A 25,828-nucleotide genomic window follows, 5' to 3' on the forward strand; every position below is an offset into this window, starting at 1 on the left:
CCCCTCTTTGACAGCGCCGCCGCCGAGGCGCAAAGCCCTCCCAGCCCTCTCCCCTTGCCCGCGAGTATCCATGCAGTTCTCCGATTTCGATATCGACCTCTTCCTGCGCGATTATTGGCAGAAGAAGCCGCTGCTGATCCGCAACCCGTGGAAGGCATGGGAAAATCCGCTCGAGCCGGACGAACTGGCGGGCCTCGCCTGCGAAGAGGGCGTCGAATCGCGGCTGGTCGTCCAGACGGGCGAGAATTGGGCGCTGGAACATGGCCCCTTCCCCGAAGATCGGTTCGGCAATCTGGGCGCCGCGCCCTGGACCCTGCTGGTGCAGGCGGTCGATCATTATGCGCCCGATGTCGCGGCGCTGCTTGATCCGTTCCGCTTCATTCCCAACTGGCGGATCGACGATGTGATGGTGAGCTATGCCAGCGACGGCGGCGGCGTCGGTCCGCATTTCGACCAATATGACGTGTTTCTGATTCAGGGGTTGGGCAAGCGGCGTTGGCGCGTGGGGCCGCGCTGCGACGATGCGACGCCGCTGCGGCCGCATGCCGATTTGCGCCTGCTCGCCGATTTCGAGGCAACGGGCGACTGGGTGCTGGAACCGGGCGACATGCTCTACGTTCCGCCGGGCTTCGCGCATGACGGCGTTGCCGTGGGCGAGGATTGCATGACCTATTCGATCGGCTTCCGGGCGCCTTCACGCCACGACCTGATAGTCGAATGGACCGAGCAGCTGGTCGAGGATATGACGGACGATGATCGCTATGCCGATCCGGACCTGACCAGCGCCGTCCATCCGGGCGAGATCGCGCCTGCCGCCATCGACCGGCTGCATACCATGACGATCGAGAAACTGCTGGACCGCGACGCCTTTGCCCGCTGGTTCGGCCAGCATCACAGCGCGCCCAAATATGCCGAGGCCGACTGGCGGCCGGAGGAACCGGTGACGGTTGCTGATTTGCAGGCGCTGACCGGTGACGGCGCCGTGCTGTTGCGCAATCCGGCAAGCCGCTTCGCCTTCCTGCGCGAGGCGGACGGGCTGCTGCTGTTCGCTGATGGCAATGCGTTTCCGTGCGCCGGCGTAGCAGCGGCGATGGCGGAACGGATTTGCGCGCAGGATCATCTGATCCTCGATCCGTCGCTGAGCGAGGCGATGGCGTTGCTCACGGCGCTGATCAATCAGGGTAGCCTGATGGTCGACGAGGAAGAGGAGGATTGACGCCATGTCCCGCCTGATCCTGTTCAACAAGCCGTTCAACGTGCTGAGCCAGTTCACCGACCGCAGCATCGGCGCGGAGCGGCTGACCCTGTCCAACTATATCGACGTGCCCGGCGTCTATCCGGCCGGGCGGCTCGACCTCGACAGCGAAGGGCTGATGCTGCTGACCGACGATGGGCGCTTGCAGGCGCGCATCTCCAACCCGCGCTTCAAGACGCCCAAGACCTATCTGGCGCAGGTCGAGGGCGACGCGCAGGAGGAGGCGCTGGCGCAGTTGCGTCAAGGCGTGACGCTGAAGGACGGCCCCACCCTGCCCGCACAGGTGGAGCGGATCGACGATCCGGCGCTGTGGCCGCGCGATCCGCCAGTGCGGTTCCGCAAGACGGTGCCCGATTGCTGGATCAGCCTGACCATCCGCGAGGGGCGCAACCGGCAGGTGCGGCGGATGACAGCGGCGGTCGGCCTGCCGACGCTGCGTCTGGTGCGCTGGCAGATTGGAGAGTGGAGCGTCGAGGGCTTGCAACCGGGCGAATGGCGCGAGGTGCGGGTTTAGAGAGCAGGCCTAGAACAAGAACCGTTCGTTTCGAACGGAGATTGTGACATCCCACACTAAACACCTGACCGCCGCCCCGGAGCCGTTTCCGGCAGCGCCAGCAGCACGGGAAGCACACACAGCGCTACCAGCGCGATCATTGCGCCGGGGACCAGGGTCCAACCGGTTCGCTCGATCAGCAGATGCGCCAGCCAGGGCGTGAGGCCGCCGAACAGCGCGGTCGCGGTGGTTGCGCCCAATGCAAGGCCCGTCAGCCGCCCCTCGCCGGGGAACTGCTCGGCGGTGGTGACGGCACCGACCGCGCTCACCCCGCCGCCCAGGCAGGCGAGCAGGATCGCGCCCAGCAAGGCCGCGCCATGCCCCTGTCCCATCAGCAGGAACATCGGGATCGGCAGCGCCGCGCCCAGCAGACTGAGCGCCAGCAGCACCGGCCGCCGCCCGATCCGGTCCGCCAGCAGTCCGGTGACGGGCGTCACCAGGATCACCGCCAGCGCCGCCACGGTCGACAGCCAGAGCGCCGCCCCCTCTGCCATCGCGCCGGTGCCGGTCAGGAAACTCGGCACATAGGTGATGCCGACATAATAAGTGATCGACCCCAGCGCGGAAATGGCGAATCCGCGCAGGATCGGCAGGCGATGGTGACGCAGCGTCTGGCGCAGCGGATTGCGGGGCACGCTGTCGGCGGCCTGCTGGCGCAGGAAGTCGGGCGATTCTTCCATGGTCGAGCGGGCAAGCAGGATCAGACCCGCCATGCCCGCCCCCACGAAGAAGGGAATGCGCCAGCCCCAGCCTTCAAGGGCAGCATTGTCCAGCGAAGCGACGGTCAGCGCCGCGATCCCGGCGGCAAGCAGCGCGCCGATCTCGCTCGCCGCCGAGGCCAGTGAGGTGACGAAGCCGCGCCGCCCTGCGCTCGCGCCCTCCATCAGATAGGCGACGACGCCGGTATATTCGCCGCCGACAGAGAAGGCCATCAGGCAGCGCAGCGCCAGCAGCATCCAGCCCGCCGCCGGACCGGCCTGCGCATGGGTGGGAAGCAAGGCCGTCGCCAGCATTGCGGCGGTCATCATCCCCATCGACAGGATCATGGTAAGCCGCCGGCCATGGCGATCCCCGATATGGCCGAAGACGATCGCGCCCAGCGGCCGCATCGCATAGGCGACCGCAAATCCCGCCAACGTCTCCCCCAGCCCCGCCGCGCCGCCGCCATAGAAGGTGCGCGACAGAAGAGTCGCGAGATAGAGGTAGAGGGTGAAATCATACCATTCGACGATGGTGGAAAGCGTCGCCACGGCCAGCGACCGGTTGGACATGCGGCTGGCCTGCATCAATGCTCCCTTCCCGGTTCCGTTCGGCTATCCTGCGGAGAAAGCCGGGAAAGGGCAAATGTTTCGCTTATCGGCGCAGGCGTGGCGTGAAGATGGCCGGGTCGATCTCCAGCATCGGCGCACCGTCTTCCTGTGCGTCGGGTGGCGGAAGGGTCATGGCCGGCCCCTTGCCCGCGTCGAAGCTCACGACCGTGCTGCCCGGATCACCCAGCACCAGCGGATCGATCTTCAGTGCAGCGTTGAGCCGGGCCTGCGTGACCTCGACCGGCGTACCGATCTTCGTCAGCGCAAAAAGTTGCCGCGCGAAGGCATAGGGCAAGCGGATACAGCCATGGCTGGCCGGATGGCCCGGATTATGCCCGGCATGGAGCGCGATCCCGTCCCAGGTCAGCCGCTGCATGAACGGCATGGGCGCATTGCTGTAGAGGTTGGAGCGGTGCCATTGCCGCTTTTGCAGAATCGGATAATCGCCGGTGGGCGTGCGGTGCCCCTTCATGCCGGTCGATACGCTGGCGATGCCGATCAGCCGGTCGCCGCTATAGACGTGGACCCGCTGCTTTTCGATGCTGATGACCATGTAGAGCGGGCCGTTCACTGCCCCCTCCTCCAGCCAGCGATAGCCGCCCGGCGCCAGCGCGATCTCTGTCTCGACGGCCGCCTGCACCGGCAGGGCCAGGGCGAACAGGGGCGCGAGCAAGGATAGCAAAAGCTTAGGCATAAGCCTTTATTAACCATGATTTGCATCAGCGCCAGCCTGTCCGCAAGGCCATGTGGTAGCGGTCCCGGCTTGGGACATGCGAGCCCCTTGTCCGTGTTGGGTTACAGGAGCGTCAATTGCGCCACCGGAGCGAAGCTGCGGCGGTGGAGCGGCGTCGGTCCATATTCGCGGAGTGCCGCCAGATGCTTGGCGCTGCCATAACCCTTGTTCGTTTCCCAGCCATAATGCGGGTGATCGAGCGCCGCAGCGATCATCATCCGGTCGCGCGTTTCCTTGGCGAGGATGGAGGCGGCCGCGATCGACAGGCATTTGGCGTCGCCCTCCACGATCGCGGTGGAGGCCCAGCGCCATTTCGGACAGCGATTGCCGTCGACCAGGATATGGGCGCAATCGTGGCTGAGCGCTTCCACGGCGCGCGTCATGGCAAGCATCGTCGCCCAGAGGATATTGATCTCGTCGATTTCCGCGACACTGGCGATGCCGACGCCCCAGCAAAGCGCGCGGGCCTTGATCTCGGTTTCCAGTGCGGCGCGTTTGGTCGCGCTCAGTTGCTTGGAATCGTTCAGGCCGTCGGGACAATCCTCAGCGCGCAGGATGACGGCGGCGGCGACCACCGGCCCCGCCAGCGGTCCCCTGCCCGCTTCGTCCACGCCGGCGACGAGGCCGGGATGATGCAGAAGTTCGTGCGCGAAATCAGGCATGATCGGAATAGCGCGCGGCGAAGGCGGCAGCATCCCAGCCGGCCTGGTCCTGCGCAGCCAGCAGGTGATAAAAAGGTGTCAGGCCCAGCGCATGGCCCATCGGACCATGGCCCCGACCAAGGCCCGGCGCTGCCGAAAGGGCAGATGCGACGAACGCTTCGGCCCGGTCGACGGCATCGGCCAGTGACAGGCCGCCGCCCAACCCGGCTGCGATGGCGCTGGCGAGCGTGCAGCCGGTACCGTGGCTGTTGCGCGTTTCGATGCGTTCGACCGAATATTCGGCGACCATATCCTCATCGATCAACAGGTCGTGGATCAGCGGTCGATCATCTTCCGGCAGTTGCGGCAGATGTCCGCCCTTGGCGAGGATGACCGCACCGACACGCTCGCGCAGCGCCTGCGCCGCATCTTCCAGCGTATCGAGATCGTTTACCACCCTGCCCGTCAGCGCCTGCAATTCCGGCACATTGGGGGTGATGACCGTCGCGCTCCGCATCAGCCGTTCGAACGCCGCAATGGTCGCATCGTCCGCCAGCACCGATCCGCTGGTCGCGATCATGACTGGATCGAAGACGATAGGCACATTGTCGAGTTGCGCCAGCCGGTCGGCGACGGCAGCGGCGGTATCGGCCGATCCGATCATGCCGATCTTCACCGCGTCGACGCCGATGTCGCTGATGCAGCTTTCCATCTGCGCCAGCACCATGTCGGTCGGGATCGGATGGACTCCCTGCACGCCCAGCGTGTTCTGCGCGGTGATCGCCGTGATGGCGGTCATGCCGAAGCCGCCAAGCAGGGTTACGGTCTTCAGGTCGGCCTGAATGCCTGCGCCGCCCCCGCTGTCGGAGCCGGCGATGATGAGGATGCGGGCCGGAGTCATGCCTTATATTTGCGCTCGGTCGAAGCGGGGCTGTTCGCCAGCGCTTTTCCCATGCGGGTCGGGCGATCCATCAGTTCGCCGCCGCAATTGGGGCAACGATCGTCCAGCGCCTCAGCGCAGGGCGCACAGAAGGTGCATTCGAACGAGCAGATGAAGGCGCCGGGTTCATCGGCAGGCAGATCCGTACCGCAGCGTTCGCAGTCGGGGCGCATTTCAAGCATGGGATATCTCTCCCCGGTCGGGGGTGGGAACAAAAACGGTCACGCCGCCGCCTTCTCCACCGCGGCGCAGATGCGGTCGACCACGTCGCGCACCTGATCCTCGCGGTCGCCTTCGGCCATGACGCGGATCACCGGCTCTGTGCCGGAGGGACGGATGACGAGGCGGCCCGCGCCGTTCAGTTCCGCTTCGGCCTGGGCGATGACGCGCTTCACTTCGTCATGCTCCAGCGGCTTGCCGCCGGAGAAACGGACATTCTTGAGCAATTGCGGCACCGGGTCGAACTGGTGCAGCGTCTCGCTGGCAGGCTTGCCGGAGCGGACCAGCGCGGCCAGCACCTGCAACGCCGCGACCGTACCGTCGCCGGTGGTGGCATAATCGCTCAGGATCATGTGGCCGGACTGTTCGCCGCCGACATTGAAGCCGCCTTCGCGCATGCGTTCCAGCACATAGCGGTCGCCGACCTTGGTGCGTTCGAGGGCAATGCCCTTGGCCGTAAGAAAGCGTTCGAGGCCGAGATTCGACATGATCGTCGCGACGAGACCTCCACCGCGCAGCGTGCCTTCGCGGGCGAAATTGGCGGCGATCAGCGCCATGATCTGGTCACCGTCGACGATCTTGCCCTGTTCGTCCACGACGATCAGGCGATCGGCGTCGCCATCCAGCGCAATGCCGATATCCGCGCCGGAGGAGACCACGGTTTCCTGCAACAGCAGGGGCGACGTCGATCCGCAGCCGTCGTTGATGTTGGTGCCATTGGGCGTGACGCCAATCGCGACCACGGTGGCGCCCAGTTCCCACAGGGCCGAGGGCGCGACCTGATAGGCGGCGCCATTGGCGCAGTCGACGACGATCTTGAGACCGTCGAGGCGCAAGTCGGCGGGGAAGCTGGATTTGACCGCATGGATGTAGCGGCCACGGGCATCCTCGACGCGGCGGGCGCGACCGATATCCTTGGAGGCGGCGAGCGCGATATCCTGCGACAACAGCGCTTCAATCTTCAGTTCATCCTCGTCCGACAGCTTGTAGCCGTCCGGGCCGAACAGCTTGATGCCATTGTCATAATAGGGATTGTGGCTGGCCGAGATCATGACGCCGAGATCGGCGCGCATCGAATGGGCGAGCAGCGCGACGGCGGGCGTCGGGATCGGGCCGAACTGGACCACGTCCATGCCGACGGCGGTGAAGCCCGCGACCAGCGCATTTTCCACCATATAGCCCGACAGCCGCGTATCCTTGCCGATCACCACGCGATGGCGGTGGCTGCCGCGCTGGAAATGGGTGCCGGCGGCCATGCCGACCTTCATCGCCAGTTCCGCCGTCATCGGCCATTGGTTGGTGCGCCCGCGGATGCCGTCGGTGCCGAAATATTGCCTGCTCATGCCCCTCCCATGCACCGGACCAAGGGCCTCTATCAAGCCACAACCTTTCGCCGGTCGATGGTCCGAGAGGAATGGCAGGTAACGGCAAGTTTTTCTTGATCGACAATCTGCGTACTCGGCGGCATCCGGGCGTGATGGAAAATTTCAATGCCTTTGTCGACGGCCTGTCGAACGCCGTCTTTTTCAAGGTGCCGCTGTTCGGCGCGCAGATCGAACTGATCGTGCTCTATCTGGCGCTGCCGATGCTGTTCTTCACCCTGTGGCTCGGCTTCCCCAATGTCCGCCATGTCGGCCGCGCGATCCGCATATTGCGCACCCAGCCGCATGAGGGCGAGGCGAAGGGCGATGTCAGCCAGTGGGCGGCGCTTTCCACAGCGTTGTCGGGCACGATCGGCCTCGGCAATATCGCCGGCGTCGCCGTGGCGCTGACCATGGGCGGTCCGGGCGCGATCCTGTGGATGTTCATTATCGGCTGGTTCGCCATGACGGTGAAGATGGCGGAAGTGACGCTGGGCCTCAAATATCGCGTGTTCGACAGCCGCGGCCATGTCCATGGCGGGCCGATGTATGTGCTGAAGGCCGTGGGCGCAGCGCGGGGCTGGCCGAAGCTGGGGCTGGTTCTGGGCGGCAGCTATGCCTTCTTCGCGCTGTTCGGCGCGATCCCGATGGTGCAGGTCAACCAGAGCTTCGCGCAGGTGAAGGTCGTCACCGGCCTCACCAATGGCTGGGCCTATGGCGTGTTCCTGGCCAGCGCTGTCGCTCTCGTGACGCTGGGCGGCGCGGCCTGGCTGGGCGAGGTGTCGAAGCGCCTCACCCCGCTCAAGGTCGCGGTCTATCTGGGCGGTGTCGCGGCGATCCTGATCCTCCATATCGGCGAGATACCGGGAGCGCTGGCGCTGATCTGGAATGGCGCATGGTCGGGCAATGCCGCGACGGGCGGCGCGATCGGCGCGTTCGTCGCGGGGATGCGGCGCGCGGTCTTCGCCAGCGAGGCGGGCGTCGGTTCGGCAGTGATGGCGCACAGCCTCGCCCGCGCGAAGCATCCGGTGTCGGAAGGGCTGGTCGCGCTGCTGGAGCCGCTGCTCGGCACGATGATCGTCTGCGCTCTGGGCGGGTTGGCACTGGTGGTCGCGGGGACGTGGAGTACGGGGCTGGAGGGGATCGCAATCACGTCGGCCGCTTTTGCCAAGGTGTCGCCCTGGTTCCCCTGGCTGCTGGCGGTGGTGGTGTTCCTGTTCGCCTATTCGACGCTGGTGGCGTGGGGCTTCTATGGGTTGCAGGCCTGGGGCTATCTGTTCGGCAACGGGCCGAAGGCGCAGTGGACCTACAAGATTCTCTATGTCGTGGCCCTGCCCCCGGCCGCCGCGATCGACCTTGGCAGGGTGGTCGGAATCGTCGATTCCAGCTTCTTCCTGATGGCGATCCCCAATGTCATCGCCCTGTATCTGTGTGCGGGGGAGTTGCGCCGGGACGTGAAGGCCTATCTGGCGGAGGAGGCTTAACTTCGCATATTTCCCGCAGATTCGGACATTTTATTGCAGTTGGCTGATCCTATCGGAAAGTGGCCGCGTTTCCGGCATCGTTTCAGCTTCATGGGAAGATAGCAGGATCACGGCCTGTAGGACAGCAAAGCAAAAAGGCCCCGCTCTTGCCGAGCGAGGCCTTTTTCATGTCCGGGTATGACGATCAGATCTTGTCACCGAGCGCACCCTTTACCGAGCCGGCAACGTCCTGCGCGGTGCCCTTGGCCTTCTGCGCCTTGCCTTCGGCTTCGAGGCGTTCATTGTCGGTCGCCTTGCCGATGCCTTCCTTGACGGAACCAGCCGCCTTGTTGCCGGCGGCCTTCACCTTGTCGGTTGCTTCACCCATGAAACATCTCCTGTGGTTGCAGTTGCAGGATCAACCAACCAGCCGGAGCAAAGGTTGCCGCCGGAACGCAGGCGCAACGAAAAAGGGGCCGGAAAACCGGCCCCTTCCAATTTCGCGTGTCGCGAAGCGATTAGCGCTTCGAGAACTGGAAGCTGCGGCGGGCCTTCGCCTTGCCGTACTTCTTACGCTCGACAACGCGGCTGTCGCGGGTCAGGAAGCCTTCGGCCTTGACCGCGCTGCGCAGCGCCGGCTCATACTTCGACAGAGCCTGGGCGATGCCGTGCTTCACGGCGCCGGCCTGACCCGACAGACCACCGCCCTTGACGGTGGCGATCACGTCATACTGACCTTCACGCTCGGTCACACCGAACGGCTGGTTGATCACCAGACGCAGGGTCGGACGGGCGAAATAGATTTCCTGATCGCGGCCGTTGACCGTGATCTTGCCGGTGCCGGGCTTAACCCACACGCGGGCAACGGCGTCCTTGCGGCGGCCGGTGGCGTAGGCGCGGCCGAGGCCGTCGATTTCCTGGGCGCGCAGCGGAGCCGAGGGCTGAACCGGAGCGACGGGCGCGTCGACGGCGTCCGAAACCGGAGCAGCGGCCGGCGCGGCAGCGGCTTCAGCGGCGATCGCCGCGAGGTCGGACAGGGACTGGCGGTTATCGGTCATTATGCACCCACCTTGTTCTTGCGGTTGCGCGACGCGAAGTCGAGCACTTCGGGGTTCTGGGCTTCATGGGCGTGTTCGGCACCAGCGAAGATACGCAGGTTGCGCATCTGCTGGCGGCCCAGCGGACCACGGGGGATCATACGCTCGACGGCCTTTTCCAGGACGCGCTCGGGGAAACGGCCTTCCAGAATCTTCTGGGGGGTGGTTTCCTTGATGCCGCCGGCATAACCGGTGTGCTTGTAATAGACCTTGTCGGTCAGCTTGCGGCCGGTGAACTTCACCTTGCCAGCGTTGATGATGATGACATTGTCACCGCAATCGACGTGGGGGGTAAAGCTGGTCTTGTGCTTGCCGCGCAGGATATTTGCGACGGTCGAAGCGAGACGACCCACGACGAGGCCTTCGGCGTCGATCAGGATCCACTTCTTTTCGACCGTTGCCGGGGTCGCCGGCTTGGTGGTCTTCATCAGCGCCTTCATGGTGCCAATACTCCAGAATGAAAAAATGAAACCGGACGCCGTTGCCGACGCCCGGAAGTGGGGCGCTAATGACGGTAGGGGCGCTGGAAGTCAAGAGATGCAGGGGTTTCCTGACGGGTAAAATAATACCCGTTCTTTGAAAGATGCGTGGAAGGGCGCATCTTTGGAGACCCGCACCGGCCCGCTCCCCCCACCCGGCCGCCCACAATATACATGCGTGGGATGGCCGGGCGAGGAAGCAGGCCGAGCGATCAAATCGCGCTCAATCCCGCGTCGGCCAGACCGCGCCAGAGGTGCAGCGCCTGCACGCTTTCCTTCACGTCATGGACCCGCACCATCTGCGCGCCAAGCTGCGCCGCGCGGAAGGCGAGCGCGACCGATCCGCCCAGCCGTTCGGGGGCGGGCGCTTCGTTGGAGAGCGCGCCGATCAGCCGCTTGCGGCTGCCTGCAAACAGCAAGGGGACGCCCAGCGCCTGAAAGATCGCGACATTGTTCACCAGCGCCAGATTGTCGGCCAGGCTCTTGCCGAAACCGAGACCGGGATCGACCATGATCTTTTCGCGGGGGATGCCGGCGGCGAGGCAGGCAGCGATCCGCGCCTCCAGATGGTCGTAGACGTCGGCGACGACATCGCCATAGCCGGCAGGATTGTCGTGCGGATCGTCGCCGGCCGAGGGGGCGTGCATCAGGATCACGGGGCAACCCGCCGCGACGACCACGTCCATGGCGCGCGGGTCGTGCCGGAGCGCGCTCACATCATTGATGACATGCGCGCCTGCGGCCAGCGCCGCTTCCATCACCGTCGCCTTGCGCGTGTCGATCGACATGGCGACGCCGGACGCGGCGAGCCGCTCCACCACCGGCACGATGCGCGCGATCTCATCCCCTTCCCAGAGGCGGGGTGCCTTGGGCCGGGTGGATTCGCCGCCGACATCGATCAGCGCGGCCCCCGCCGATGCCATGGCGAAGCCCGCATCGGCGGCCGCCTGCGGATCGTCCATATGCTTGCCGCCGTCGGAAAAGCTGTCGGGCGTGATGTTGAGGATCGCCATCACCTGCGGCGCGTCGAAACGGATCGTGCGGTCGCCAAGGGCGAGCGGTGGACGCTGGGCGGAGATGTTGGCGGCGAGTTGCTGCGCACGATGCGCCAGAGCGTCGGGCAAGGTTGCGATGGCATCCGCAAAGTCGGCGACCGGGATCGTGAGACGCGCGATCCGCTGGGCACCGCGGAGCGCGGTCAGTTCATAGGCCTGGAACCAGATCAGCCCATTGCCCATCCGCGCCGCCGCGCCATCATCAAGGCCGATCGGGGTCGGCACATACCAGGTCGGCTTGAGATAGAGGCGCGCGTCGGCGGGGATGGTGGGCAGCATCGACATAAGCACCCCTTAGCCGTTCGTATCGAGCGAAGTCGAGATACGGGCGCACCACACTTCTCGACTTCGCTCGAAGCGAACGGGGGTTAGTGATCAAGGCTCGTTGGCGAGCAGATAGGTCTGGCGCAGCGTGTCGATCGGCTGGAGCTTCCCTTCCGTCTCGACATGCCAGAAGGTCCAGCCGTTGCAGCTGGGCGCGCCTTGGAGCGTGGCGCCCATCTTGTGGATCGAGCCAGTGTCGGCACCCACGGCCAGCGAACCGTCTGCGCGCACCTGCGCCTGCCAGCGACGCTTCGTGTCGGTCAGCACCGTGCCGGGCTTCAGATAACCGGTTTCGACCAGCGTGCCGAAGGCGACCTTGGGCTGGCTCTTGGCGCTCTGCATGATGCTGAGCGCGGATTCATCGAGCGGCAGCGCCTCGGCGATACGTTCCAGCGCGACCTCGATATAATCCTCCTCGCGCTCGATACCGATCCAGCGACGGCCAAGACGCTTGGCGACCGCGCCGGTGGTGCCGGTGCCGAAGAAGGGGTCGAGTACGACGTCGCCCGGCTTGGTGCAGGACAGCATGACGCGATAGAGCAAGGATTCCGGCTTCTGGGTCGGATGCGCCTTGGTGCCGTTACGCTTCAGTCGCTCCTGACCGCCGCAGATCGGCAGCACCCAGTCGGAGCGCATCTGCAACTCGTCGTTGAGGGTCTTCATCGCCTTGTAGTTGAAAGTATATTTGGCGTCCTCGCCCTGGCTGGCCCAGATCAGCGTCTCATGCGCGTTGGTGAAGCGCGTGCCCTTGAAATTGGGCATCGGGTTCGCCTTGCGCCAGATGATGTCGTTGAGGATCCAGAAGCCTTCATCCTGCAACGCAGCGCCAACGCGGAAGATGTTGTGATAGCTGCCAATCACCCAGATGGAGCCGTTGGGCTTCAGGATGCGGCGCGCTTCGCGCAGCCAAGCCTTGGTGAAGCGGTCATAGGCGCCCAGCGTGTCGAACTTGTCCCAGTCATTGTCGACCGCATCCACGCGCGCGCCTTCGGGACGGAACAGGTCGCCGCCCAGCTGGAGATTATAGGGCGGATCGGCGAAGATCATGTCGATGCAATTGTCGGGCAGCGAGGCCATCTGCGCGATGCAGTCGCCACGCAGCAGGCGATCGGCCTCGATCTCGACCGATTCGATCACCTTCTTCCGCCGCGGCGATGCGACGCGTGTCATGACACCCATAAATGCTGAACCCCCTTCTGTCTTGAGACGCACCGATGAGTCCTCCGGAGTCCGGCGTCAAGTGTAGGGGACTCGCGGACTCAGCGCGAGTCGCAAGGTCTGAAGAGGAGAACGAAAGGTGGACCCACAAGATGTTGAGTCAGCGCAAGGCGCACGGACTCAATATGGCGCGGTGTGACTCAAAAGACTCAGCCCTCTGGAGCGACGGACTTTTTTTGGTTAACCCCGCTGAAAGTCGTTTCGGCGCAGTAAGGCTTGCCCCATTCATAACCATATGGTTATGACGCGACCATGACGGAAGCATTACAAGATGATCGCAGCCCCACCATCGACGCGCAGTTCAAGGCGCTGTCCGATGGCACGCGCCGCGCCCTGCTCGAATATCTGGTGCGCGAGGGCGAACAGAGCGTTCATGCGCTGACGGCGGTCGCGGGCGTATCGCAACCGATGGTGTCGCGCCACCTGGGCAAGCTCAAGCGGGCCAAGCTCGTGACGGCGCGTCGTGCGGGCCGCGAAACCTATTATTCCGCGCGGTCCAAGGGGCTGGCGCCGGTGGTGCAGTGGATGGCGGTCTATGGCGCGCTCTGGTCGCAACGTTTCACCGCGCTGGAGGGGATCGAGGCGTGAGGCGGATCGCTGCGACCCTGCTGCTTGCGGCATTGCCGCTGGCGGCGCCGGCGCGCGCGCAGGAGGATGCGGCCCATGCGGCCAGCGTGCAGCATCGAGCGGCGCAGCGGATCGGCCTCCCGGCGGAGGCGGTGAACGTCACGCCCGCGACATGGAATGGGCGTGGACAGGTGTTCGCCGACTATCTGACCGGGAAAGAGGATGAGGAAGAGCGCCAACTGGTGATGCTGGCGGAGACGATGGATGGCCCGCCGGTCCGCGTCACCGTCGGCGAACAGGAAGGCGGCGCGCCGCAGATCGCCGCCATCGGCTTTGCCAATGCGGACCGCGACAAGGCGAAGGAACTGATCGTCATCCTCGCTTGGGACATTCGCCATTATGACGTCAGCGGCACCATGTACGACGTGCGGATATTGGATGACTGGAAGCCCGGCCAGCGCGCGCTGGTGCCCGTGAAGGCCGCCGAGCGGCTGTTCAAACATTATGAATGTGACTGCGGTCGCCGCGACGGGCCGGATACGACCGCCAGGGTCAAGACGATCGCGGCGGTGAAGCAGGCACTCAGGCGCGCCGGATATTGAAAAGGGCCGGAACGCTCAGCGCCCGGCCCGTTTTCGCTTCACGCCACGAAGCGCGATCAGATCATCGCCATGCCGCCATTGACGTGCAGCGTCTGGCCGGTGACGTAACCGGCTTCCTTGCTCGCCAGATAAACGACCGCCGCACCGATATCGTCGCCGCTGCCCAGATCGCCTGCCGGGATCTTGGTCAGGATCGCTCCCTTCTGCGCGTCGTTCAACGCATCGGTCATCGCCGAGCGGATGAAGCCGGGCGCGACGCAGTTCACGGTGATGCCGCGGCTCGCCAGTTCCTGGCCCAGCGACTTCGACATGCCGATGATGCCGGCCTTCGACGCGCAATAATTGGCCTGGCCGGGGTTGCCGGTAACGCCGACGACCGAGGTGATCGAGATGATGCGGCCGAAGCGCGCCTTCATCATCGGCTTGGCGGCAGCGCGGACGAGGCGGAAGGCCGCCTCCAGATTGACCTGGATGACCTGCGACCATTCCTCATCCTTCATGCGCAGGATCAGGTTGTCGCGGGTGATGCCGGCATTGTTGACCAGGATGTCGATCTTGCCCAGCGCTTCGACCGCCTGCGGCACCAGCGCATCGACCGAGGCCGGGTCGCTGAGGTTGCAAACGATGGTCTTATGCCCAGCTTCTGGATTATTGGCGCCGAGTTCGGCGGCGAAGGCCTTGAGCTTTTCCTCGTTGCTGCCCGACAGCGCCAGCGTCGCGCCGCGCGCGGCGAGAGCCTTGGCGATCGACGAACCGATGCCACCCGAAGCGCCCGTCACCAGCGCGGTCATTCCTGTGAGGTCGAACATTCTCAGTCTCCTTGTTCTATTTGATTCACGCGGAGGCGCGGAGACGCGGAGGGGACATAGTCGTTGACTATGCGCTTCACCCCTTCCTTGAGCGTGGCGCCGCCGAAATTGATTAGCAGCCCTACGGGCTGTTTGGTGAGCCGAAGATAGGTCAGCAATTGCTTCGCATGGGCAGCGTTGAGGCGCTCTGTCGATTTGATTTCAACCAGCAGAACGCCGTCCACCAAGAGGTCGATGCGAAAGGCCGCATCGAACCGTAAGCCATCATACTCGACATCGATCGCGCGCTGGCGTTCAACCGCATAACCCATGGCGGCCAATTTGGTCGCTAGGATCATTTCATAGACGCTTTCCAGCAGTCCCGGCCCCAGTTCGCGATGCACGCGCAGGGCCAGGTTGAGGACATCGCCACTGATGCGATCGATCTCGACCAATAACCCTCCGCGTCTCCGCGTCTCCGCGCGAACAAAAAATCAGAACGAAGCCAGCGCGGCTTCGATATCGTCCATCGTCACGATGCTGCGGACGGTCGCGTCGGGGGCGATGCGCTTGACCATCGGGCCGAGCACCTTGCCGCCGACTTCCACGAAATCGGTGACGCCCGCGTCCCACATCGCCGCGACGGATTCGCGCCAGCGGACCCGGCCCGTCACCTGCTCGACCAGGCGCGCCTTGATCTCTTCAGGGTCGGCGATCGGCGCGGCGAGGACGTTGGCATAGACCGGCAACAGCGGCGCACTGATCGCGGCCTTGGCCAGAGCCTCCTGCATCGCTTCGGCAGCGGGCTGCATCAGCGGACAGTGGAAGGGTGCCGACACCGGCAGCAAAACGCCGCGCTTGATGCCATGATCCTTGACCAGCGCGACCGCGCGCTCGATCGCGCCGCGATGGCCGGAGATCACGACCTGCGAGGGGTCGTTGTCATTGGCGACGGTGCAGACTTCGCCTTCGGCCGCCGCATCAGCCAGCGCCTGCGCCTTTTCGATGTCGGCGCCGAGCAGCGCCGCCATCGCGCCCTCACCTACCGGCACGGCCGCCTGCATCGCCTGGCCGCGCAGCTTCAGCAGGCGCGACGTGGTGCCGATGTCGAACGCCTCGACCGCGCAGAGCGCGCTATATTCGCCGAGCGAGTGACCGGCGACATAATCGCCCTTGTCGGCGAGGGAGAAGCCGCCTTCGGCCTGCATCACACGCAGCGTGGCAATGGCGTTGGCCATGATCGCGGGCTGGGCATTTTCGGTCAGGGTCAGGTCGCTGTCCGGACCTTCCACCATGATGCGGAACAAATGCTGCGACAGGGCGTCGTCGACCTCCTGAAACAGCTGCTTCGCGGTCGGGCTGGCATCCGCCAGCGCCTTGCCCATGCCAACCGACTGGCTACCCTGCCCCGGAAAGAGAAATGCCCGCATCATCCAACTCCAAGCCCAAGCGCGTGCCGAAAAGCGCTGAAATCCAAAACCGTTACACTTTGAGACATAAATGTCATTGAGACGTACATATCCCTGCGGCAGTCAGGGCATGGACGCCTGCCTCCCCATCCGGGGACGGCGCGTGGCGGTCCCTTTAACGATGACGGAGTGCAAGGAAAAGGTGCGATATCGCATAACCTGGATCAGCGGGACGGCGCTCATGCTGTCCGCCTGCGCCGCCGGCCCCGATTATCATGCCCCGCAGACGGCCGCACTGGGCGTACCGGCCGCCTACAGCCAGGGTGTTGGCGGTGCGCTGAGCGATGCGGACCTCGCCCAGTGGTGGACGCGCCTCAATGACCCGGCTCTGACGGGACTGATCGACGCGGCGGTGGCGAACAATCTGGATATCGTGCAAGCGCAGGCGCGGCTGCGACAGGCGCGCGAGAGTTTGCGCCAGGCCAATGCCAGCTTCCTGCCACAGGTGAGCGGATCGGGAACGGGCGGTCGCAACTATAGCAGCCAGGATGCCGGCGGACGCCTCGACAGCAGCGGCAACCCGATCGGCGGCGGTTCCAGCAACTGGTCGAGCAGCTATTCGATCCGCGCCAATGCCAGCTGGCAGGCCGACCTGTTCGGCGAACTGGCGCGAACGTCCGAAGCCGCGCGCGCGGATCTGGCCGCGTCCGGCTATGACCTTGCCAATGTCCGGATGACGATCGTCTCCGAACTGGTGACGAATTATGTGCAGGCGCGGCTGGCGCAGGAGCAGTTGCGCGTCGCCCGCGAAACGCAGGCGGTCCAGAAGGACAATTATGACATCGCCGGCTGGCGCTTGCAGGCGGGCCTCGTCTCCTCGCTGGACGAACAGCAGGCCAAGGCGCAACTGGCCCAGACCAATGCGAGCATTCCCCAGCTGGAAGCCAGCTTGCGCGGCAGCCTGAACCGCATCGCGGTGCTGACGGGGCAAGCGCCGGGCGAGGCGACCCGCGCGCTGGAGACCCCTGCCCCCATCCCCACCGCATCGACGCAGATCGCGACCGGCATTCCGGCCGACACACTGCGCCAGCGGCCCGACGTGCGCAGCGCCGAACGGGCGCTGGCCGCCGCCACCGCGCGGATCGGCGTGGCGCAGGCGCAGCTCTATCCCTCGCTGGGGATCAGCGGGAACATCGGCACCACGTCGAACAGCTTCAACGATCTGTTCAGCCTGATCACCGGCGGTATCTTCGCCAATGTGGCGCAGACCATCTTCGACGGCGGTCGCCTCGCCTCGCAGGTCCGGTCGCAGAAGGCCGCGACCGACGCCGCCTTCGCCGCCTACAAGCAGAGCGTGCTGACCGCGTTGGAGGATGTCGAGAATGCGATGGCCGCGCTCGTCAGCGCCCGCACGCGCAAGGCCGAGTTCACCACCGCCTATGAGGCGTCGAACAACGCCGCGATTCTGGCACGCAGCCAGTATCAGGCAGGCCTGACCGACTTCCAGACGCTGTCGACCAGCGAAACCACCCTCTTGAACGCCCGCAACAGCCTCGCTTCGGCACAGTCCGACGAGGTTCTGGCCATTGCCCAGCTTTACAATGCGCTGGGTGGCGGCTGGCAGAGCATGGACAATCGCCCAAATGAGCAATGATGTTACCCCTGATAAGGATCTGAGCGACTTCCTCGGCGAGAAGCCGCAGAAGCCCTGGCGCAAATGGGCTATCCGTGGCGGCATCGGCGTGGTCCTGCTGATCCTGATACTGCTCGTCGCCCGTTGCTTTTCGGGCGAGGACAAGGCCAATTATGCGACGCGCGAAGTGCGGCAGGGCGACCTGACGGTCAGCGTGTCGGCGACCGGCAATCTGAAGCCGATCAACCAGGTCGATGTCGGTTCCGAACAGTCGGGCAAGATCACTGCCGTGTATGTCGACGTGAACGACCGCGTGACCAAGGGGCAGAAGCTGGCCGAACTGGACACCCGCCGTCTGGTCGACACGGTGAACCAGAATCAGGCGCAGGTCGCTTCTTCGCAGGCCAGCATCGCGCAGGCGCAGGCGCAGGTCGCGCTGGCCAAGGCGACGCTCGACCGGCAGGAAAATGTGTTCAAACTCTCGGGTGGCCGCGTGCCGGCGAAGACCGAACTGGATTCGGCCCGCGCCGACTATCAGAGCGCGGTCGCCAATCTGCGGTCGGCGCAGGCGCAGGTGCGCGTGTCGCAGGCGGGGCTGTCCACGGCGCAGACCAACCTGTCGATCGCGCAGATCGTGTCGCCCGTGAACGGCGTCGTCCTGTCCCGCGATATCGAGCCGGGGCAGACGGTCGCGGCGTCGCTCAACGCCCCGGTACTCTTCACGCTGGCCGAAGACCTGACGCAGATGGAGGTCGAGGTATCGGTGGACGAGGCGGATGTCGGTCAGGTGAAGGAAGGCCAGACCGCCAATTTCGCCGTCGACGCCTTCCCCGGCCGCACATTCCCGGCGAAGGTCACGCGGGTGAATGTGGGGTCGAACGCATCGAGCAGCAGTTCTTCCTCTTCCTCCTCCAGCAGCAGCACGACCAGCAGCTCGTCGGGGACGGTCGTCGCCTATACGGCCGTGCTGTCGGTCGACAACAAGGACGAGACGCTGCGCCCCGGCATGACCGCGACGGCCGACATCATCACGCAGGAGCTGCATGACGTGCTGCTGGTTCCCAACAGTGCGCTGCGCTTCAAGCCGAGCACGCAGGCACAGGGCGGCGGCATCACCAGCGTTCTGCCCGGCCCCGGCCGGATGCGGCGCGGCAGCGGCAATCGTCAGGTCAGCTTCGGCGCGGGCAGCAGCCAGACCGTCTATGTCGTGGGCGAGGATGGCAATCCCAGGGCGGTTCAGGTGACGGTCGGCGCCAGCGACGGATCGCGGACGGTCATCACCGGCGGCGACCTGAAGGCCGGCATGCGCGTCATCACCGGCCAGCTCGCCAAGGGGCAGCAGGCGCCGGCCGAAGACCAGAATGGCGATGCGAAGAAGGATCAGGGCGCGCGCGACCGCCAGCGCAATCCGTCCGCCGACGGCACGCCCGCAACGGTCGGCAAGCTCGGCAATTCGGGCGATGCCGCGCCCGAAACCGCGCCCGTCGCCCCCAGCAACGGCCAGCCCGCCCCGTCCGAAACGCGCGGCACCGGCCGCCAGAACGGAAGCTGATCCGTGGCCGCCAATCCCATCATCTCGTCGCCCATTATTTCCTTGAAGGGCGTGACGAAAGTCTATGGCGAGGGGCCGACCGCGTTCCAGGCGCTGAAGGGCGTGGACCTCGACATCCAGCAAGGCGATTTCGTCGCCGTCATGGGACCGTCGGGTTCAGGCAAGTCGACCACGATGAACATTCTCGGCTGCCTCGACGTGCCGACCGGCGGCACCTATCTGTTCAAGGGCCATCATGTGGAAACGCTGGACCGCGACCAGCGAGCGCTGCTGCGCCGTCGCTATCTCGGCTTCGTGTTCCAGGGCTTCAACCTGCTGTCGCGCACGACGGCGCTGGAGAATGTGGAGCTGCCCCTGCTCTATCGCGGCGAGGACAAGAAGCTGCGCTACGACATGGGCATGGCCGCGCTCGACAAGGTGGGCCTCAAGGACTGGTGGGACCATACGCCCGCCGAACTGTCCGGCGGCCAGCAGCAGCGCGTCGCCATCGCCCGCGCCATCGTCACCCAGCCCGACGTGCTGGTGGCGGACGAGCCGACCGGCAACCTCGATTCCCAGCGATCGATCGAAATCATGGAATTGCTGACCGACCTCAACAGGAACAGCGGCATCACAGTGCTGATGGTGACGCATGAACCCGACATGGCCGCCTATGCCCGCACCATCGTCCATTTCCGCGACGGACTGGTCGAAAGCATCGAGGAAGGGGTGAAGGCGTGAGTGGCACCTATCCAAAACCTTCTCCCCATGGGGGAGAAGGATATGAAGCCTTGGCGAGGAACGAGCCTAGGCGTAATTGGAAGAGGGGGAAGCGCCTTGACCGGATGTCGGCGCTCATCACCCCTCTCCAAGTTCGCCTAGCCGCTAAAGAGGCAAGGCTTCCTATCCTCCCCCCTCGTCTGGGGGAGGAGCAGTAAGATGCTGGGCACTACCGTCATCCTCGCCTTTCGCGCGATCAACCGGCACAAGCTGCGCAGCTTCCTGACGACGCTGGGCATCATCATCGGCGTGGCGGCGGTCGTCACCATGGTGACGCTGGGCAATGGCGCGACGGCGGCCGTACGCGAGCAGATCAGTTCGCTCGGCGCCAATGTGCTGCAACTGCGGCCCGGACAAGGCTTCGGCCGGGGCGGCGGCGGTCCGCGTCCGCCCGACTTCAAGCCGGCCGACCTGACCGCCATCGAAAACCAGCTGACCGGCGTGCGCGCCGTCGCCCCGGTGGTGCAGTCGAGCGGCACCGCCATCTATGAAGGCAATAACTGGTCGACCACCGTCTATGGCACGACCTCCGCCTATTCGGAGGTTCAGCAGTGGAAGGTGCAGGACGGCCGCCTGTTCCTGCCCGAGGAAGAGGAAGCCGGCAAATCCGTCTGCATCATCGGCAATACGGTGCGCACAAACCTGTTTCAGGGCGCCGAGCCGACGGGCAAGCGGATGCGGATCAAGGGCGTATCCTGCCAGGTCGTGGGCGTGCTGGCGACGCGTGGGCAGGGCGGCTTCGGCGATCAGGACGATGTCGTCGTCATGCCGATCAAGTTCGTGCAGCGTCGCTTCACCGGCGACCGCGACATCAGCCAGATCATGGTTGCGGTGGACGACGCCTATGACAGCGCCACCGTGCAGAACAGCCTTGAGGAACTGATGCGCGAGCGGCGCAAGATCAAGGCGGGCGATCAGGACAATTTCAACGTCTTCGACACCAAGCAGATCAGCGACACGCTGACCGGCACGACCACCATCCTGACCCAGATCGTAGGCGCGGTGGCGGCGATATCGCTGCTGGTCGGCGGCATCGGCATCATGAACATCATGCTGGTGTCGGTGACGGAGCGGACGCGGGAGATCGGCATCCGCCTCGCCATCGGCGCGGTCGCGCGCGAGGTGCTGATGCAGTTCCTGGTCGAGGCGATCGTGCTGTCCTGCCTCGGCGGCCTGATCGGCCTGTTCTTGGCGTTGATCGCGTCCGTCGCCATCGCCCCGCTGATGCAGGTGCCCTTCCTGTTCGACGTGAAGGTGAATGCGATCGCCTTCCTCTTCTCGGCGGCGATCGGCGTGGTGTTCGGCTATTTCCCGGCACGGCGGGCGGCGGCGCTCAATCCGATCGACGCCTTGCGACATGAATAGAGGATAGCGATGCGATATCTGGCCGGCTTCATACCGGTCCCTTCGCCCCGCTCAGAATCCGGCATGACAAGGGGGGTGGCAATAGGCGACCATAATTCGTCATCCCAGCAAAAGCTGGGGTCGCAGGCGACGAAGCGCTACGCGGCCTGATCCCAGCTTTTGCTGGGGTGACGATGAGGAAAGGCAGCTAAAGACCAGTTTTTGCCGTTCCCAATAGCGACCCGTCACCCCCCTGATACTTGCCGTTGCGAACCACCCGTCCATCGAGCAGATTGCCAATATGGAAATCTCTATCATCTTCGACACCGCATTTCAGGGCCAGGCGGCAGGCGCGGTCTGGATCGTTCAGAGCGACGAAAACCGCCGATGGTTTGATAAGCAGTCCGATCTTGATGCTGGAAGCGCCATATTCTTCCCGGAGGGTGGGGAGATCGGGCGCGATGCGATACTGCGGTCCATCTGGAACGTTCAGGAGCATTACCCGGATTGGTCACGGATCAACGTCTATGGCGCTGTCCTGGCCCAAGAGTTGGCCAGCGAACTCCGTGATGAGGGGAACGCGATGGAGACGGAAAAGGGGTTCGCGCTCGTCTGCGCATAGTCCGCTTCCCCATCGAAACGATCCAAAAGCCGCCAGTCCGCCCCCCCACCAAATCTGCCTGATACACTTCAGATAAAAGCGGATTTCGCTTGGCGCAGTCCTGTGACATCGCGCGCCAAAGCTCCTTCCATGCCCCGCCTTGGCGCCGGAAGGATCAGTCCGTGAAGACCATTGCCCTCAGCATCGCCAGCAGTGCGCTGGCCCCTGGCGTCAGCCTGTCGGCGCTGGCCGGCGCACCCGCCGCAACGCCCATCCCAATCATTGAGGGTAAGGACAGGCCGATCCTGCCTCAGCGCATGGTGGTGAGCGCGACTTCGCTGCCCAACTGATCACCGCTCTTGGGAGCATATCGTGCGTCGAAGCTTTTGCTGCGGGGCCTTTTTGTTCGCGCGCAGGCGCGGAGTAGTTGTGCCGAAGTCAGGGTTGCTCTCCGGGCGTCAGCAGCGCTGGATGGCAATCGGCATGGGTTCATCGCTCGCCATTCCTTCTCCACGTCTCCGGGTAAACCATAAACCACTGAAATGCAGACATTTCTGAACATGCATTCAGACTAAATCGGATCCTGTTACAATTTCCGACAATCTAGCCCGCCGGCTGGCACAGGCTTGCGACAAGTGCCGCCTATCTCTGTCTTCGACGCCACGGAACGGCGCCAGATACACAGGCAAAGGAGCAAGACATGTTCAAGAAGATCATCATGGCCCTGGCCACCACCACCCTGGTCGCCAGCCCCATCGTCACCGCGCAGGCCCAGGCCGCGCCCTATAATTCGGGCCGTCATGAAGTCACCCGCACCACCGTCCAGCACAAGCCGAATGGCCGCACCGTCGTGAAGAAGCAGACCGTCGTGCGCAAGGACACGGGCCGCCGCTGGGCCAAGGGCCAGCGCTTCGACCGTCGCTATGCCAGCAACTATCGGGTGGTGAACAATTATCGCGACTATCGCCTGTCCGCTCCGCCGCGCGGCTATCAGTGGGTCCGCTCGGGCAATGACGCGGTGCTGATCGCGATCACCAGCGGCATCATCGGCGCAGTGATCGGCAGCGCGATCCGTTAAGTGACAACATCGACGAAACGCCCCCGAAGGTTCGCCTCCGGGGGCGTTTCGCGTTCAAACAAGGCCAGTCATATAATAGACGGCGATCACGACGAATACGGTCATCGTCTTGATCAGCGTCAGTGCGAATATGTCCTTATAGGCCTGCCGGTGGGTCAGCCCCGTCACCGCAAGCAAGGTGATGACCGCGCCATTGTGGGGCAGGCTGTCCATGCCCCCCGAAGCCATGGAGGCGACGCGGTGCAACACCTCGCGCGGGATGCCCGCCGCGTCGCCCGCCGCCGCAAACTGCTCTGCCATCGCCGCCAGCGCGATCGACAGGCCGCCCGACGCCGATCCGGTGATACCAGCGAGTGACGTCACCGTGATCGCTTCGTTGACCAGCGGGTTGGGAATGGCGCGCAGCGCTTCCTTGACCACCAGAAAGCCCGGCAGTGCCGCGATCACCGCGCCGAAGCCATATTCGACCGCCGTATTCATCCCCGCCAACAAAGCACCGCCGACCGCTGCCTTCGACCCGTCGGCAAAGCGCCTCGCCACGGTCGGGAAGGCGAAGAGCAGGATCGTCCCGATACCCAGCAGCAATGCGCCCTCGACCGCCCAGAGCGCGGACACCTGCGCCACCTTGACCGCAACCGGCTCGGCCATGCCGGGCAGCGAAAGCGTCACCTCCCGGCCGTTCACCCAGCGCGGGATCGCCAGCGTCAGGAACAGATTGCCGAGGCCCACCACCACCAGCGGCAGCAGCGCGATCATCGGATGGATGCGCGCGTCCTCCTCATGACGCTCCGGTTCGTTGACCAGCGTTTCGGGCGCGCCATAGCCCTCCCCCGCCGCCATCAGCTTGCGCCGTCGCCAGCCGAGATAGGCGAGGCCCACCGTCACGATACAGGCCGATCCGACCAGCCCCAGCAGCGGCGCGGCCCATGTCGTCGTGCCGAAGAAGCTGGTCGGGATGATATTCTGGATCTGCGGCGTGCCGGGCAGCGCATCCATGGTGAAGGTCAGCGCGCCAAGGCCGATGGTCGCGGGCACCAGCCGCTTGGGGATGTCGGCGCGACGGAACATCTCGGCCGCGAAGGGATAGACGGCGAACACGGCGACAAATACCGACACGCCGCCATAGGTCAGCAATGCGGTCACGATCATGATCGCCGGGATCGCCCGGCTCGCGCCGATGAAGCCGATCACCGCCGTCACGATCGCGCGGGAAAAACCGGAAATCTCCACGAGCTTACCGAACAGCGCGCCAAGCAGGAAGACCGGGAAATAGAGCTTAAGGAAACTCGCGACCCTTTCCATGAACAGGCCGGAAAAGGCGGCGGGCACGGCGGCCGGGTCGGTCAGGAACACGGCCAGCATGGCGAGCAGCGGCGCCATGACGATGACGCTCATGCCACGATAGGCGGCGATCATCAGCAATATCAGCGACAGGGCGGCGATCGCTACGGCCATGAACTCTCCTGGACTATTCTTGTCTTGCCTGATTTAAGAAGAAAAACAGGGCTGCGACAAGCAGGGGCCGCGCGGCATTATTGCCCGTCCGCGACGCACCGATGCGTCCTTGCTTTCCTCACGCTTTTCCGTCATAGGCGCGCCTTCGCATCGGCTCCGGGGTGACTCGGCGTCACCGCGAAGCATTGAGACGACAGCCGGAGGGGCGTTCCACATGGGGTGGGCGTCAGCGATCGGCCAACATGATGAGGCTTACCCATGGCTCTTTACGAGCATGTGTTCCTTGCGCGCCAGGATCTGGCACAGGCGCAGGTGGACGCCCTGGCGGAAACCGCCACCAAGATCGTCGAGGAAAACAACGGCAAGGTGACCAAGGTCGAGACCTGGGGCCTGCGTTCGCTCGCGTACAAGATCGCCAAGAACCGCAAGGCTCACTATGTGATGCTGAACATCGATGCCCCCGCCGGCGTCGTTGCGGAACTGGAGCGCCAGACCCAGATCAACGAAGACATCATCCGCTACATGACCGTCAAGGTCGATGAGCTGGAAGCCGGTCCGTCGGTGATGATGCGCAAGCAGGAGCGTTCGGAACGTGGCGACCGTGGTCCCCGTGGCGATCGTGGCCCCCGTGGCGATCGCGAAGGCGGTTCGCGTGAAGATCGTGGCCCGCGCCGCGACCGCGAAGAAGCCCCGGCTGCTGAATAAGGAGATCTGAAACATGGCACGCCCGTTTTTCCGCCGCCGCAAGAGCTGCCCCTTCGCCGCCAAGGATGCGCCGAAGATCGATTACAAGGATGTTCGTCTGCTCCAGGGCTTCGTGTCCGAACGCGGCAAGATCGTCCCCAGCCGCATCACCGCCGTTTCCGCCAAGAAGCAGCGTGAGCTGGCTTCGGCCATCAAGCGCGCCCGTCACCTGGGCCTGCTGCCCTACATCGTGAAGTAAGGGGAAAGACCCATGGAAATCATTCTCCTCGAACGCATCGAGAAGCTGGGCGCGATCGGCGACGTCGTCACCGTCAAGGACGGTTACGCACGTAACTATCTGCTGCCCAACAAGAAGGCACTGCGCTCCAACAACGCCAACAAGAAGGTCTTCGAAGCCAACCGCGCGAAGATCGAGGCCGACAACGCCGCTCGTCGCACGGACGCCGAAAAGGCTGCCGAAGACGTTAACGGCAAGCAGATCGTCCTGATCCGCCAGTCGTCGAACGCCGGCCACCTCTATGGTTCGGTCGCCGTCCGCGACGTCGTGGAAGCGCTGCACGCCGAAGGCATCACCAACGTCACCAAGGCGATGGTCGTGCTGGAACGCCCGATCAAGACCCTGGGCGTCTTCGACGTCAAGGTCGCGCTGCACCCGGAAGTGGCCGTCACCATCACGGTGAACGTCGC

At 64.7% G+C, this 25,828-nt stretch carries 30 protein-coding genes; 15 read left to right on the forward strand and 15 right to left on the reverse strand.

Annotation, left to right across the window (positions count from 1 at the left end):
- Positions 1-70: 70 nt before the first annotated feature.
- Together VMR39_RS06650 and VMR39_RS06655 are read left to right on the forward strand one after the other, a co-directional pair.
- Positions 71-1,216 carry a cupin domain-containing protein gene (locus VMR39_RS06650; protein WP_325415203.1) on the forward strand — a complete coding sequence of 382 codons (1,146 nt, stop codon included), beginning with the start codon at positions 71-73 and terminating at the stop codon, positions 1,214-1,216.
- A gap of 4 nt (positions 1,217-1,220) precedes the next feature.
- Positions 1,221-1,769, forward strand: a complete 549-nt coding sequence (locus VMR39_RS06655) for an rRNA large subunit pseudouridine synthase E (protein WP_325415204.1) — start codon at positions 1,221-1,223, stop codon at positions 1,767-1,769.
- A gap of 56 nt (positions 1,770-1,825) precedes the next feature.
- Here the strand turns inward: VMR39_RS06655 and VMR39_RS06660 are convergent, their stop codons facing one another.
- From VMR39_RS06660 to glmM, 6 genes are all read right to left on the reverse strand, one after another.
- The gene (locus VMR39_RS06660; RefSeq protein WP_325415205.1) at positions 1,826-3,094 is read right to left on the reverse strand and encodes an MFS transporter; all 1,269 of its coding nucleotides are present in this window, start codon (positions 3,092-3,094) and stop codon (positions 1,826-1,828) included.
- Between the two features lie 67 nt (positions 3,095-3,161).
- Positions 3,162-3,812, reverse strand: a complete 651-nt coding sequence (locus VMR39_RS06665; RefSeq protein WP_325415206.1) for a L,D-transpeptidase family protein — start codon at positions 3,810-3,812, stop codon at positions 3,162-3,164.
- A gap of 101 nt (positions 3,813-3,913) precedes the next feature.
- Positions 3,914-4,513, reverse strand: a complete 600-nt coding sequence (locus VMR39_RS06670; protein ID WP_325415207.1) for a ribonuclease HII — start codon at positions 4,511-4,513, stop codon at positions 3,914-3,916.
- Positions 4,506-5,393, reverse strand: a complete 888-nt coding sequence (gene thiD / locus VMR39_RS06675; protein ID WP_325415208.1) for a bifunctional hydroxymethylpyrimidine kinase/phosphomethylpyrimidine kinase — start codon at positions 5,391-5,393, stop codon at positions 4,506-4,508. The genes VMR39_RS06670 and thiD overlap by 8 nt, the downstream gene beginning before the upstream one ends.
- Positions 5,390-5,614, reverse strand: a complete 225-nt coding sequence (locus VMR39_RS06680; RefSeq protein WP_325415209.1) for a DUF1272 domain-containing protein — start codon at positions 5,612-5,614, stop codon at positions 5,390-5,392. Before VMR39_RS06680 ends, thiD begins: the two co-directional genes overlap by 4 nt.
- 39 nt (positions 5,615-5,653) lie before the next feature.
- Positions 5,654-6,994, reverse strand: a complete 1,341-nt coding sequence (gene glmM, locus VMR39_RS06685) for a phosphoglucosamine mutase (RefSeq protein ID WP_325415210.1) — start codon at positions 6,992-6,994, stop codon at positions 5,654-5,656.
- A gap of 134 nt (positions 6,995-7,128) precedes the next feature.
- Here glmM and VMR39_RS06690 point away from each other — a divergent pair, with 134 nt between their 5' ends.
- Positions 7,129-8,496, forward strand: a complete 1,368-nt coding sequence (locus tag VMR39_RS06690) for an amino acid carrier protein (protein ID WP_325415227.1) — start codon at positions 7,129-7,131, stop codon at positions 8,494-8,496.
- A gap of 184 nt (positions 8,497-8,680) precedes the next feature.
- Here the strand turns inward: VMR39_RS06690 and VMR39_RS06695 are convergent, their stop codons facing one another.
- The 5 genes from VMR39_RS06695 to VMR39_RS06715 all read right to left on the reverse strand — a co-directional run bounded on the left by VMR39_RS06695 (position 8,681) and on the right by VMR39_RS06715 (position 12,609).
- Entirely contained in the window at positions 8,681-8,863 is a 183-nt protein-coding gene (locus VMR39_RS06695) for a CsbD family protein (protein ID WP_325415211.1), read from the reverse strand.
- Positions 8,864-8,993: 130 nt separating this feature from the next.
- Positions 8,994-9,533: a 30S ribosomal protein S9 gene (rpsI, locus tag VMR39_RS06700; protein ID WP_325415212.1), complete on the reverse strand. Its 540-nt coding sequence runs from the start codon at positions 9,531-9,533 to the stop codon at positions 8,994-8,996.
- Positions 9,533-10,012: a 50S ribosomal protein L13 gene (gene rplM, locus VMR39_RS06705; protein ID WP_084438944.1), complete on the reverse strand. Its 480-nt coding sequence runs from the start codon at positions 10,010-10,012 to the stop codon at positions 9,533-9,535. The genes rpsI and rplM overlap by 1 nt, the downstream gene beginning before the upstream one ends.
- A 251-nt stretch (positions 10,013-10,263) precedes the next feature.
- The gene (gene folP / locus VMR39_RS06710) at positions 10,264-11,385 is read right to left on the reverse strand and encodes a dihydropteroate synthase (RefSeq protein WP_325415228.1); all 1,122 of its coding nucleotides are present in this window, start codon (positions 11,383-11,385) and stop codon (positions 10,264-10,266) included.
- A gap of 96 nt (positions 11,386-11,481) precedes the next feature.
- On the reverse strand, positions 11,482-12,609 hold the full coding sequence (locus VMR39_RS06715; protein WP_325415213.1) for a site-specific DNA-methyltransferase: 1,128 nt from the start codon (positions 12,607-12,609) through the stop codon (positions 11,482-11,484).
- Between the two features lie 291 nt (positions 12,610-12,900).
- Here VMR39_RS06715 and VMR39_RS06720 point away from each other — a divergent pair, with 291 nt between their 5' ends.
- Together VMR39_RS06720 and VMR39_RS06725 are read left to right on the forward strand one after the other, a co-directional pair.
- The gene (locus VMR39_RS06720) at positions 12,901-13,236 is read left to right on the forward strand and encodes a metalloregulator ArsR/SmtB family transcription factor (protein WP_325415214.1); all 336 of its coding nucleotides are present in this window, start codon (positions 12,901-12,903) and stop codon (positions 13,234-13,236) included.
- On the forward strand, positions 13,233-13,817 hold the full coding sequence (locus tag VMR39_RS06725; protein WP_325415215.1) for a hypothetical protein: 585 nt from the start codon (positions 13,233-13,235) through the stop codon (positions 13,815-13,817). The genes VMR39_RS06720 and VMR39_RS06725 overlap by 4 nt, the downstream gene beginning before the upstream one ends.
- A gap of 56 nt (positions 13,818-13,873) precedes the next feature.
- Here the strand turns inward: VMR39_RS06725 and fabG are convergent, their stop codons facing one another.
- Genes fabG through fabD form a run of 3 tightly spaced genes read right to left on the reverse strand, consistent with a single transcriptional unit; the run spans position 13,874 to position 16,035 of the window.
- Positions 13,874-14,626, reverse strand: a complete 753-nt coding sequence (gene fabG, locus VMR39_RS06730) for a 3-oxoacyl-[acyl-carrier-protein] reductase (protein ID WP_325415216.1) — start codon at positions 14,624-14,626, stop codon at positions 13,874-13,876.
- 2 nt (positions 14,627-14,628) lie between these two features.
- Positions 14,629-15,060: a GxxExxY protein gene (locus VMR39_RS06735; RefSeq protein ID WP_325415217.1), complete on the reverse strand. Its 432-nt coding sequence runs from the start codon at positions 15,058-15,060 to the stop codon at positions 14,629-14,631.
- 39 nt (positions 15,061-15,099) lie between these two features.
- Positions 15,100-16,035, reverse strand: a complete 936-nt coding sequence (gene fabD / locus VMR39_RS06740; protein ID WP_325415218.1) for an ACP S-malonyltransferase — start codon at positions 16,033-16,035, stop codon at positions 15,100-15,102.
- Positions 16,036-16,195: 160 nt separating this feature from the next.
- Between fabD and VMR39_RS06745 the strand changes: the two genes are divergently transcribed.
- From VMR39_RS06745 to VMR39_RS06775, 7 genes are all read left to right on the forward strand, one after another.
- Positions 16,196-17,668, forward strand: coding sequence for an efflux transporter outer membrane subunit (locus VMR39_RS06745; RefSeq protein WP_325415229.1), 1,473 nt, complete (start codon positions 16,196-16,198; stop codon positions 17,666-17,668).
- Positions 17,658-19,199 (forward strand): efflux RND transporter periplasmic adaptor subunit, encoded by a 1,542-nt coding sequence (locus VMR39_RS06750; RefSeq protein ID WP_325415219.1) that lies wholly within the window; start codon positions 17,658-17,660, stop codon positions 19,197-19,199. Before VMR39_RS06745 ends, VMR39_RS06750 begins: the two co-directional genes overlap by 11 nt.
- Before the next feature lie 18 nt (positions 19,200-19,217).
- Positions 19,218-19,919 (forward strand): ABC transporter ATP-binding protein, encoded by a 702-nt coding sequence (locus tag VMR39_RS06755; protein ID WP_325415230.1) that lies wholly within the window; start codon positions 19,218-19,220, stop codon positions 19,917-19,919.
- A 198-nt stretch (positions 19,920-20,117) separates the two neighbouring features.
- Entirely contained in the window at positions 20,118-21,323 is a 1,206-nt protein-coding gene (locus tag VMR39_RS06760; protein ID WP_325415220.1) for an ABC transporter permease, read from the forward strand.
- 280 nt (positions 21,324-21,603) lie between these two features.
- Positions 21,604-21,924 (forward strand): hypothetical protein, encoded by a 321-nt coding sequence (locus VMR39_RS06765; protein ID WP_325415221.1) that lies wholly within the window; start codon positions 21,604-21,606, stop codon positions 21,922-21,924.
- Positions 21,925-22,085: 161 nt separating this feature from the next.
- A complete protein-coding gene (locus VMR39_RS06770; protein ID WP_325415222.1) occupies positions 22,086-22,253 on the forward strand; it encodes a hypothetical protein in 168 nt (55 codons plus the stop codon).
- A 350-nt stretch (positions 22,254-22,603) separates the two neighbouring features.
- Positions 22,604-22,981 carry an RcnB family protein gene (locus VMR39_RS06775; RefSeq protein WP_325415223.1) on the forward strand — a complete coding sequence of 126 codons (378 nt, stop codon included), beginning with the start codon at positions 22,604-22,606 and terminating at the stop codon, positions 22,979-22,981.
- A gap of 54 nt (positions 22,982-23,035) precedes the next feature.
- On the opposite strand, the gene VMR39_RS06780 is transcribed toward VMR39_RS06775, so the two are convergent.
- Complete coding sequence (locus VMR39_RS06780; protein ID WP_325415224.1) at positions 23,036-24,436, reverse strand: GntP family permease; 1,401 nt, start codon at positions 24,434-24,436, stop codon at positions 23,036-23,038.
- A 258-nt stretch (positions 24,437-24,694) separates the two neighbouring features.
- On the opposite strand from VMR39_RS06780, the gene rpsF reads away from it, so the two are divergent.
- The 3 genes from rpsF to rplI form a co-directional block, all read left to right on the forward strand.
- A complete protein-coding gene (rpsF, locus tag VMR39_RS06785) occupies positions 24,695-25,141 on the forward strand; it encodes a 30S ribosomal protein S6 (RefSeq protein WP_325415225.1) in 447 nt (148 codons plus the stop codon).
- Positions 25,142-25,154: 13 nt separating this feature from the next.
- Positions 25,155-25,379 (forward strand): 30S ribosomal protein S18, encoded by a 225-nt coding sequence (rpsR, locus tag VMR39_RS06790; protein ID WP_009821298.1) that lies wholly within the window; start codon positions 25,155-25,157, stop codon positions 25,377-25,379.
- A 12-nt stretch (positions 25,380-25,391) separates the two neighbouring features.
- Positions 25,392-25,828 (forward strand): 50S ribosomal protein L9 (rplI, locus tag VMR39_RS06795; RefSeq protein WP_325415226.1); only part of this gene is annotated, 437 nt, incomplete at its 3' end.

The sequence above is a fragment of the Sphingobium sp. genome, assembly GCF_035511395.1.
Lineage (GTDB): Bacteria > Pseudomonadota > Alphaproteobacteria > Sphingomonadales > Sphingomonadaceae > Sphingobium.